This is a genomic window from Acidimicrobiia bacterium, assembly GCA_035651955.1.
Lineage (GTDB): Bacteria > Actinomycetota > Acidimicrobiia > IMCC26256 > JAMXLJ01 > JAMXLJ01.
In genome coordinates, this window is sequence record DASRES010000009.1 from 41,241 (window position 1) to 51,132 (window position 9,892).

Annotated in this window: 9 protein-coding genes; 8 read left to right on the forward strand and 1 reads right to left on the reverse strand. The window is 71.5% G+C overall.

Annotation, left to right across the window (positions count from 1 at the left end; genetic code table 11):
- Positions 1 to 120: 120 nt before the first annotated feature.
- The 8 genes from rpsB to ispG all read left to right on the forward strand — a co-directional run bounded on the left by rpsB (position 121) and on the right by ispG (position 9,040).
- Positions 121 to 1,056, forward strand: a complete 936-nt coding sequence (rpsB, locus tag VFC33_02725) for a 30S ribosomal protein S2 (GenBank protein ID HZR12144.1) — start codon at positions 121 to 123, stop codon at positions 1,054 to 1,056.
- Positions 1,049 to 1,894 carry a translation elongation factor Ts gene (gene tsf, locus VFC33_02730; GenBank protein ID HZR12145.1) on the forward strand — a complete coding sequence of 282 codons (846 nt, stop codon included), beginning with the start codon at positions 1,049 to 1,051 and terminating at the stop codon, positions 1,892 to 1,894. The genes rpsB and tsf overlap by 8 nt, the downstream gene beginning before the upstream one ends.
- A gap of 59 nt (positions 1,895 to 1,953) precedes the next feature.
- Positions 1,954 to 2,694, forward strand: coding sequence for a UMP kinase (gene pyrH / locus VFC33_02735; protein ID HZR12146.1), 741 nt, complete (start codon positions 1,954 to 1,956; stop codon positions 2,692 to 2,694).
- A 15-nt stretch (positions 2,695 to 2,709) separates the two neighbouring features.
- Positions 2,710 to 3,279, forward strand: coding sequence for a ribosome recycling factor (frr, locus tag VFC33_02740; GenBank protein HZR12147.1), 570 nt, complete (start codon positions 2,710 to 2,712; stop codon positions 3,277 to 3,279).
- Between the two features lie 88 nt (positions 3,280 to 3,367).
- Positions 3,368 to 5,233, forward strand: a complete 1,866-nt coding sequence (locus tag VFC33_02745) for a phosphatidate cytidylyltransferase (GenBank protein HZR12148.1) — start codon at positions 3,368 to 3,370, stop codon at positions 5,231 to 5,233.
- 80 nt (positions 5,234 to 5,313) lie between these two features.
- The gene (dxr, locus tag VFC33_02750) at positions 5,314 to 6,429 is read left to right on the forward strand and encodes a 1-deoxy-D-xylulose-5-phosphate reductoisomerase (protein ID HZR12149.1); all 1,116 of its coding nucleotides are present in this window, start codon (positions 5,314 to 5,316) and stop codon (positions 6,427 to 6,429) included.
- Positions 6,426 to 7,730 carry a M50 family metallopeptidase gene (locus VFC33_02755; protein HZR12150.1) on the forward strand — a complete coding sequence of 435 codons (1,305 nt, stop codon included), beginning with the start codon at positions 6,426 to 6,428 and terminating at the stop codon, positions 7,728 to 7,730. The genes dxr and VFC33_02755 overlap by 4 nt, the downstream gene beginning before the upstream one ends.
- Positions 7,731 to 7,831: 101 nt before the next feature.
- Positions 7,832 to 9,040 carry a flavodoxin-dependent (E)-4-hydroxy-3-methylbut-2-enyl-diphosphate synthase gene (gene ispG / locus VFC33_02760; protein HZR12151.1) on the forward strand — a complete coding sequence of 403 codons (1,209 nt, stop codon included), beginning with the start codon at positions 7,832 to 7,834 and terminating at the stop codon, positions 9,038 to 9,040.
- 6 nt (positions 9,041 to 9,046) lie between these two features.
- Here ispG and VFC33_02765 read toward each other — a convergent pair whose 3' ends face one another.
- Positions 9,047 to 9,805, reverse strand: coding sequence for a glutamine amidotransferase (locus VFC33_02765; GenBank protein ID HZR12152.1), 759 nt, complete (start codon positions 9,803 to 9,805; stop codon positions 9,047 to 9,049).
- Positions 9,806 to 9,892 lie beyond the last annotated feature (87 nt).

The window sequence follows — 9,892 nt, forward strand, 5'->3', positions numbered from 1 at the left end:
ACTCGGCCCCGACCCGATCCGTCGACCGGGAACACGCACGCCCGCGCACCCGAGGTGCATCCGCTCCCGTCCGTGGACGCGGCTGTCTCGCGGGCGGAGGAGAACCGAGGGAGGAACCACGTGGCGGTCGTCACGATGAAGGACCTGCTCCAGGCCGGAGTCCACTTCGGCCACCAGACGAGGCGCTGGAACCCGAAGATGAAGCGGTTCATCTTCGGTGAGCGCAACGGCATCTATGTCATCGATCTCCAGCAGACGCTGGAGCGCATCGACACCGCGTACCGGTTCGTGCGCCGGACCGTCGAGGACGGCGGGACGATCCTGTTCGTCGGTACGAAGAAGCAGGCGCAGGAGCCGATCCAGCGCGAGGCCGAACGCTGCAACATGCCGTACGTCAACTTCCGTTGGCTCGGCGGCATGCTCACGAACTTCCCGACCGTGCACGCCCGCGTCGCGAAGCTGCGCGAGCTCGAGCGCACCGTGCGCAGCGGCGAGGCCGACCAGATGATCAAGAAGGAAGGCCTGCGCGTCCGTCGCGAGCTCGCGAAGCTCGAGCGCAACCTCGGCGGGATCCGTACGCTCGAGAAGCTGCCCGACGCGATCTTCGTCATCGACACGAAGAAGGAACACATCGCGGTCACCGAGGCGAACCGGCTCGGGATCCCTGTCGTCGCGGTGGTGGACACCAACTGCGACCCCGACGTCATCGACTACGTCATCCCCGGCAACGACGACGCGATCCGGGCCGCGAACCTGATGTGCCGAGTCGTCGCGGACGCGGTCGAAGAGGGCCATCAGCTCGCGCGCCGCAAGGGTGCACGTCCCGGCACGCGCGCCGAGGAGCCCGCGCCCGCGCGCCCCGCGCTCTCACCCGAGGAGCAGCGCCAGCGCGCCGAGCAGCAACGACGCGCCGCGGACGAGGCCGCGGCCGCGCAGCGCGTGCGCGAAGAACGTCTGCGCGCGGCGCAGACGACGAAGCGCGAGACGGAGCCGAGCGAGGAGACCGCAGGCGCGGAGACCGCGGGCGCCGCCGCGACGGAGGGATCGAATGGCTAGCTACTCCGCGAAGGACGTCGCGGCGCTGCGCAAGGAGACCGGCGCCGGGATGATGGACTGCAAGAACGCGCTCGAGGCGTCGAACGGCGACGTCGAGGCGGCCAAGGACTGGCTGCGCGCCAAGGGTCTCGCCGGCGCGGGCAAGCGCGCCGGGCGCACCGCGTCGCAGGGCGCGGTGGACGTCGCCGTCGACGGCAACGTCGGCGCGATCGTCGAGCTCAACTGCGAGACCGACTTCGTCGCCAAGGGCGACGACTTCAAGAACGCGGTCGCCGGTCTGACGAAGCTCGTCGCGCAGGAGGGCGAGCACGACCTCGCCGACAAGACCTATGACGGCGAGAAGGTCGCGGACGCGATCACGCAGCTCGGCGCGCGCCTCGGTGAGAAGGTCGAGCTCGGCCGGGTTGTGCGCTACGAGACGAGCGACGGCCTGCTCGACGGCTACAAGCACACGCAGAACGAGCGCGGCGTGATCGGCGTGCTCGTGGAGCTCGGCGGCGTCGACGCGTCGGATGCCAAGGCGCGCGAGGTCGCGCACGACATCGCGCTCCACGTTGCGAGCGCGGCGCCGCGCTACGTCACCCGTGACGAGGTCCCGGCCGACGCCCTCGACAAGGAGCGCGCCGTCCTCGAGGAGCTCACGCGCAACGAGGGCAAGCCCGAGGACAAGATCCCGATGATCGTCGAGGGCCGGCTCAAGGGCTTCTACCAGGATTACGTGCTGACCGAGCAGGCGTTCGTGCGTGACCCGAAGACGACGATCGCGAAGCTGCTCGGGTCGCTCGGTGGTGGCGCCACCATCCGCCGCTTCGCGCGGGTCAAGATCGGCGAGGAGTAACCGAGGCGTCCGACGGGCGGCGGGCGGCGGACGGCAGCGACGACACCGGAGGAGACGGCGTGGCCCAGAGCCGGTTCGGACGCGTGGTGCTGAAGCTCTCCGGTGAGGCGTTCGCCGACGAGTCCGTCGGCTTCGGGATCGACGCCGCGGTCGTCCAGCGGATCGCGGAGGAGGTTGCCGCCGCACGCACCGACCTCGGCGTCGAGATCGCGATCGTCGTCGGCGGCGGGAACATCTTCCGCGGGATGAGTGGCGCGACGCGCGGCATGGACCGTGCCCGCGCCGACTACATGGGGATGCTGGCGACGGTGATCAACGCGCTCGCGCTGCAGGACGCGCTCGAGGCGGTCGATCAGCCGACACGAGTCCAGACCGCGATCACGATGGCCCAGGTCGCCGAGCCCTACATCCCGCTGCGCGCGCTCCGGCACCTCGAGAAGGGGCGCGTCGTCGTGTTCGCGGCGGGGACCGGCAACCCGTACTTCACGACCGACACGACCGCCGCGCTGCGTGCCGCGGAGATCGGCGCGGAGGCCATCCTGAAGGGGACGCACTCGGGCGTCGACGGCGTCTACAGCGCCGATCCCCGCCTCGATCCCGACGCCGTCAAGCTCGCGCAGGTGAGCCACTTCGAGGTCCTCAACCGCGGCCTCAAGGTGATGGACTCGACCGCGATCACGTTCTGCATGGACAACGAGCTGCCGATCATCGTCTTCGACGTCACCGCGCCCGGCAACATCCACCGCGCGCTCGTCGGCGAGCCGATCGGTACGCTCGTCAGCTCGAGGGAGGCGTCGTGACGCGCGAGGTGGATCATGGGTGACGACGTGCGTGGCGTGGTCGTCGCCGAGACGCGTGAGAAGATGCGCAAGGCGCTCGACCACCTGCGCGACGAGTTCGCGGGCGTTCGCAGCGGTCGCGCGGTTCCCGGTCTCGTCGAGAAGCTGAAGGTCGACTACTACGGCAGCGAGGTCCCGCTGCAGCAGCTCGCGGGGTTCAGCGTCCCGGAGCCGCGCGTGCTCGTCGTCTCGCCGTACGACAAGGGCGCGATCAAGTCGATCGAGAAGGCGATCCAGGCGAGCGATCTCGGCATCAACCCGTCGAACGACGGGCAGGTGATCCGTCTGACGTTCCCGCCGCTCACCGAGGAACGCCGCAAGGAGCTCGTGAAGGTCGTCAAGCACCGTGCCGAAGAGAGCCGCGTCGCGGTGCGCAACATCCGCCGGCAGGCGCGGCACGATCTCGAGGCGTTCGAGAAGGACGGCGACCTGAGCGAGGACGAGCTCGACCGCGCGGAGAAGGAGCTCGAGAAGCTCACGCACGAGATGGTCGGCGACATCGACGACCTCCTCGCGCGCAAGGAGCAGGAGCTGCTCGAGGTCTGAGCGGCCCTGCCGGCCCCCGGTGGGAGTCCGTCGCGCGTCGGGCCCCGCCGCTAGCCTTTTCACCCGTGCCGACGAAGCCGGAGCGACCGTGACCGACTCGCGCGACGACGACCGCGAGGGCCCCGTCGACGACGGCGGACGGCCCGCCGACACGACCACCCCCGAGGGCGTCCGCATCATCGGTGCCGAGGAGGCCCAGGCCGCGATGGAGGCCGGGCAGGTCGGCCGCCGGCTGTCGGAGGACGACGTCCGCTACGGCGACGTCCCGCCCCGCCCGGACCCGGGCCTGCGGCCGGCCGCCCGCTTCCCGCTCCCGTCCGACGTCAGCCCGCCGACGCCCCGCGTGGCCCCCACGTCACCGGGCGAGGAGGAGGGCGAGGAGCCCCTGACCGCGGAGATCGACGAGCTCGACGACGCCGAGATCGGCGCCGCGTGGTCCGGGACCGCGTGGGCCCGTGACCGCGACGACACGGGCCGCGACGGGGGCAGCGAGCGCGAGCGGGAGATGCCGGTGCGGCCGGCCGCGGCGGACGAGCCGCAGGAGTGGGACGCCGGCGACGACTGGGACGCCTACGCGGCCCGCACCCGTGAGGGTGGTGGCGTGTGGCGCGACGAGCCCGTCGAAGCCCAGCCGACGTTCGATGCCGGCGACGACGGCGTCGTGCGCGTCCAGGCCGACACCACCGGCTCGATGCCGCTGCCGCACTGGACGGAACCGCCCACCGGCGAGGTGCCGCAGATCCTTCCCGAGGCCGAGCCCGTCGACCTGACCGGCGAGGAGGACCTCGACGCGTGGAACGCGCTCGCGGCGGCGGGCAGCCCGCGGTTCCGCACGGACGCCGAGGACTGGGCCGAGTCCGACTTCGACTTCGGCCAGTCGCTGCGGGGCGACGAGGAAGCGCCGCTCGGCGCGCTCGCCGACGAGGTCGACGAGGACGCGTCGTTCGAGCAGGAGGTCGCGGCCCGCCGACGGCGTCGCCGTCCCGCGGCCGCGGGCCGCGCCGAGCGCGCGGCCGGCGCCGGTGACGACGCCGCGGCGGTCCCGGCCGCTGCGGACGCGCAGACGCGTCCACAGCAGGACCGACCGTCGCGCCGTCCGCCCACCCGCCCCCAACGACCGCCGACGGCCGCGCCTCCCGGCGCCCCCGACCTGTCCACCCGCATCGTCACGGGCATCGCGGTCGCCGTCGTCGCGCTCATCTGCCTGAAGCTCGGCCGCGGTCCGGCGACCGCGCTCGTCGCGGTGATCGTCGGCCTGTCGTGCCTCGAGCTCTACGAGGCGTTCCGCCGGGCCGGTCACCGTCCGGCGACGGTGCTCGGGCTGCTCGGGTCGATCACGATCGTGGTGGCCGCGTACAAGCGCGGCCTCAGCGCGTTCCCGGACATCGGGGTGCTCGTCGTCATCTTCACGATGCTGTGGTACGTCGCGGGCGTCGTGCGCGCGCGAGCGAACGTCAACATCGGGCTCACGCTGCTCGGGTTCGCCTACGTCGGCGGGCTCGGCGCGTTCGGCGGTCTGCTGCTCGGCTACCGCGACGGCGTCGGGATGATCCTCGGCATGGCGATCTGCGCGGTCGGCTACGACGTCTTCGGGTATCTCGTCGGCTCACAGTTCGGGCGGACACGTGTCGCGCCCGACATCTCGCCGAACAAGACGCTGGAAGGTCTGGTCGCCGGCATGGTCGCCGCGATCGTGCTCGGTGTGATCGTCAGCGGTGTGATCGGCCTCGCGCCGTGGGACGGGAAGGTCACCTACGGACTCGCGCTCGGGGTCGTCGTCGCGGTGCTTGCCCCGCTCGGCGACCTGTGCGAGTCGATGCTGAAGCGGGACCTGGGCGTCAAGGACCTCGGATCGATCCTCCCCGGGCACGGCGGCGTCCTCGACCGCTTCGACGCGATGCTGTTCTGCCTGCCCGCTGTCTACTACCTCGTCCGGTACCTGAAGCTCGGCTGACCCTGAAGGTCGGCTGAGAGGTGCGGCACACGGGGCCCGGGGATGTTCCTCGGGTGCACCTGCCGCGCGACGATGTCCCGATGCAGGAGCGGGGAGTGGTGCTGCTCGGGTCGACGGGCTCGATCGGCACCCAGGCACTGGACGTCATCCGCGGGCACCGTGACGAGTACCGCGTCGTCGCGCTCGCGGCCGGCCGCAACCGCGAGCTGCTCGCGGCCCAGGCCGCGGAGTTCGACGTGCCGGAAGCGCTCGCCCGCACGTGCGCCGACGACCCGGCCGCGCTCGCAGAGCTCGCCGCCCATCCGGACGCCGACGTCGTCCTCAACGCGGTCGTCGGCTTCGCGGGCCTGCCCGCCACGCTGACCACCCTCGAGGCGGGGAAGCGGCTCGCGCTCGCGAACAAGGAGAGCCTCATCGCGGGCGGGCCCGTCGTGGCGAAGGCCCGCGCCGCGGGCGGCGGCGAGATCGTCCCGGTCGACTCCGAGCACTCCGCGATCTATCAGGCACTGCGCGCCGGCTCGATGCACGAGGTGGCCCGCATCGTCCTGACGTGCAGCGGCGGCCCCTTCCGCGGTCGCACGCGCGACGAGCTGCGCGACGTCACGGTCGCGGAGGCGCTCGCGCACCCGACATGGAGCATGGGCGCCAAGATCACGATCGACAGCTCGACGCTCATGAACAAGGGCCTGGAGGTCATCGAGGCGCACGAGCTGTTCGGTGTCGACCTCGACCGCGTCGACGTCGTCGTGCACCCGCAGTCGGTCGTGCACGGCATGGTCGAGTTCACCGACGGGGCGACGATCGCCCAGCTGTCGATGCCCGACATGCGGTTGCCGATCGGCCTCGCGCTCGGCGCGCCCCACCGGCTCGACCGTCCGTTCGGTGCGATCGACTGGACGACGCTCGGCTCGCTGACGTTCGAGTCACCGGACCTCGACGCGTTCCCCTGCCTGCGTCTCGCGTACGAGGCGGGACGGGCCGGCGGGGGCGCGACGGCGACACTGAACGGCGCGAACGAGGTCGCGGTCGCGGCCTTCCTGGACGGCACCATCGCGTGGTCGGCGATCGCGGAGGTCGTCGACGAGGTGCTCCAGCACGGCGCCGGGAACGTCGATGACGTGGAGGACGTTCTCGAAGCCGATCGGCTGGCGCGCTCCCGCGCGGCCGCGGCCGTCCAGCGGAGGAGCGCCGCGTGAAGGATCCGTTCGCCGAGGTCGACGTCAAGCCGGCCCGGACCGCGACGATCGCCGCCGTCGTCGTCGCGGGTGCGATCGTCGCCGCGATCGTCGAGCCCCGGGTGACCGCGACGATCGCGGTGATCGTCTCGTTCTTCGTGATGATCATGCTCCACGAGCTCGGCCACTTCGTCATGGCCAAGCGCTCCGGCATGAAGGTCACCGAGTTCTTCGTCGGCTTCGGGCCACGCCTGTGGTCGGTGAAGAAGGGCGAGACCGAGTACGGGCTGAAGGCGATCGTCGCGGGCGGCTACTGCCGGATCATCGGCATGAACAACCTCGACCCCGTCGAGCCCGGCGACGAGGACCGCGCCTACAGCGCGAAGCCGTTCCACCAGCAGCTCGGCGTGGCGGTGGCCGGCTCGACCGTCCACTTCATCATCGCGATCGTCTTGATGTTCTTCGTGCTGTGGCAGGCGGGGAACCCGAACTCGCCGAAGGTGCAGCCGGTCTTCGACACCGTGAGCAGCGGGCTGCCGGCCGCGAACGCAGGCCTCCGCGCCGGGGACCGCGTCCTGTCCATCGACGGGCGGCGCGTCACGTCGTGGGAGCAGGTCCGCAAGACGGTCGAAGGCAGTGCCGGCGTCCCGCTCCGGATCACGGTCGAGCGCGACGGCACGACCCGCACGTTCACCGTGACGCCGCGGGTCAACCAAGACCTTCCCGGCCATCAGGGCCAGCTCGGCGTGAGCGCGAAGGTCGTGCTCGAGCCGCTGTCCCTGCCGTCGTCGGTCACGCACGCGTTCACCGAGACCTACGACACGGCGAAGCTCTCGGTGGGCGCGCTCGGCAAGATCTTCTCGCCGTCCGGCGTGCGCGCGTACACCGACAACCTGACCGGCAATCATCACGTGTCGTCGTCGAGCGGCGGCACGACGAGCAACGCGCCGGCGACGGGCACCGGCAACGGCTCGAGCAGCAGCGGGAACAGCGACGACAGCGTCCGGTTCATCTCACCGCTCGGCTTCTTCCGCCTCGCGGGCCAGGCCGTGCAGGTCGGCTGGGTGAGCGTCTTCCTGCTGCTCATCGTCATCAACGTGTTCGTCGGCGTCTTCAACATGGTGCCGTTGCCGCCGTTCGACGGCGGGCTCGTCGCGATCGCGATCTACGAGAAGGTCGCGTCGATGGTGCGCCGCAAGCGCGTGCAGGTCGACATGCGCAAGCTCATACCGGTGACCGCGGTCGTGGTTGCGGTGCTGCTGTTCATCGGCGTCTCCGCGCTCTTCCTCGACATCGTGCGTCCGCAGCAGAACCCGTTCTGACGCGCGCGTGTTGATCCCGGTCGCTCGGCTCGTCCAACGGCGCACCACGACCCGGTACCTCGACGGTCTCGAGCGGTACGTCCGGTCGTAGGCTGGGCCCGATGCTCGCACGCCGCCCGACCCGTCAGGTGCACGTCGGCCGCGTCGCCATCGGCGGCGGGGCGCCGATCTCCGTGCAGTCCATGACGACCACGAAGACCGCCGACGTCGACGGCACGCTCGCGCAGATCTACGCGCTCGCCGCCGCGGGTGCGGACATCGTCCGGTGCACCTGCAACGAGGAGGAGGCGGCCGAGGGGCTGGCGCAGATCGTGCCGCGATCGCCCGTCCCGCTCGTGGCCGACATCCACTTCCAGCACAAGCTCGCGCTCGCCGCGATGGAAGCCGGGGTGCAGGCACTGCGGCTCAACCCGGGGAACATCCGCAAGCCGGAGCAGATCAAGCTCGTCGCCCGCGAGGCGAAGGACCGCGGGCTGCCCATCCGGATCGGCGTCAACGCGGGCAGCCTCGATCCCGACATCGCGAAGCGCCACGGCGGCGCGACCCCGGAAGCGCTCGTCGCGTCGGCGATGCGCGAGCTCGACTACTTCCGCGAGGTCGACTTCGAGGACGTGAAGATCTCGGTGAAGGCGTCGAGCGTCCCGGTGATGATCGACGCGTACCGGCTCCTCGCCGACACCGTCGACCACCCGCTGCACCTCGGTGTCACCGAGGCCGGCCCGCCGCCCGGTGGCCTCGTGAAGTCGACGGCCGGCATCGGCACGTTGCTCGCCGAGGGCATCGGCGACACGATCCGCTACTCGCTCACGGCCGACCCGGTCGAGGAGGCGCGCGCGGGTCGCATGCTCCTCGAGGCGCTCGGTCTGCGCGAGCGGAAGGGCCTCGATCTCATCGCGTGCCCGAGTTGCGGTCGCGCCGACGTCGACGTGATCAAGCTCGCCAACGACGCGCAGGCCGCACTGTCCGAGCGAGACATCCCGTTGCAGGTCGCGGTGATGGGCTGCGTCGTGAACGGTCCGGGCGAGGCGGCCGGCGCCGACCTCGGCATCGCGGGCGGTCGCGGCAAGGGGCATCTGTTCGTCAAGGGCAAGATGATCCGGGTCGTGCGCGAGGCCGACATGATCGACGCGCTCGTCGAGGAAGCCGAGCGGATCATGGAGGAAGGCGTCGACGCGCGACTCGCGGCCGCTGACGAGGACGCGGCGCGCGAAGCGGCGCGCGACCGCGACGAGCTGCTCCAGATCCAGGGCACGGACGCGAACCACGCGGGCGAGCGCATCGACCGCATCCGCGAGATCACGGACTCATAGTCGCGTTCAGCCGCGCGCGAGGTGGAGCTTCTCGCGCCAGCGGCCGAACGGGCCCGCGAGCGCGACGTCGAGGCGTTCGGCGCGCAGCTGCTCCTCGAGCGGTGACGGCAGCGCGGGGAGCGGCCTGACCACCCACTGGAGCAGGAAGTCGGCGAGCGCGGGATTGCGCGGCAGGACAGGCCCGTGCAGGTACGTGCCGACGACGCGCTCCGCGAGCACGCCGTCGTACCCGTCGCCATTGCCGCCGCCGACGCGCACGCGCCCGAGTGGTCGCGTGCCCGGGCCGAGCGTCGTGCGACCCGAGTGGTTCTCGAACCCGGTGAGCAGCGGCAGCGGCGCGTCCGGCTCGACCACGACCTCGCCGATGAGCCGGGCGGCGCCCGGCACCGCCGCGGTGTGCGCATCGACGAGGCCGAGACCGTCGAGCTGCTCCCCGTCACCGGTCTCGTATCGCGTACCGATCAGCTGGAAGCCCGCGCAGACGGCGAACACGACGGCGCCGTTGTCGCGCGCCCGTGCGATGTTCGCGGCCGACGCGCGCATCCCGTCCGCGGCCGCTCCCTGCGGGTTGTCCTCGCCGCCGCCGAACAGGAACACGTCGAGGTCGGCCGGGATCCGGTTGCCCGCGCGCACCTCGACGAGCTCGGCGTCGATCCCGCGACGCGCGAGTCGTTGTACGAGCACGACGGCGTTGCCGCGGTCGCCGTACGTACCGAGCAGCTCCGGGTAGACGAGCCCGACGCGGACGGCCGACTCGCGCGTCATGCCGTCCCCAGCTTCCGCGTGAGTGCCATGAATTGCGTGTACGACGCGACGACGTGCACGTCACGGCCGTCGATGCGCGCGGCGGCA

What these genes read in the sequence shown, in the direction of transcription:
- tsf (HZR12145.1), top strand. Translation starts at nt 1,049, where the DNA reads ATGGCTAGCTACTCCGCGAAGGACGTCGCGGCGCTGCGCAAGGAGACC.
- frr (HZR12147.1), top strand. Translation starts at nt 2,710, where the DNA reads ATGGGTGACGACGTGCGTGGCGTGGTCGTCGCCGAGACGCGTGAGAAG.
- dxr (HZR12149.1), top strand. Translation starts at nt 5,314, where the DNA reads ATGCAGGAGCGGGGAGTGGTGCTGCTCGGGTCGACGGGCTCGATCGGC.
- ispG (HZR12151.1), top strand. Translation starts at nt 7,832, where the DNA reads ATGCTCGCACGCCGCCCGACCCGTCAGGTGCACGTCGGCCGCGTCGCC.
- VFC33_02765 (HZR12152.1), bottom strand. Translation starts at nt 9,805, where the DNA reads ATGACGCGCGAGTCGGCCGTCCGCGTCGGGCTCGTCTACCCGGAGCTG.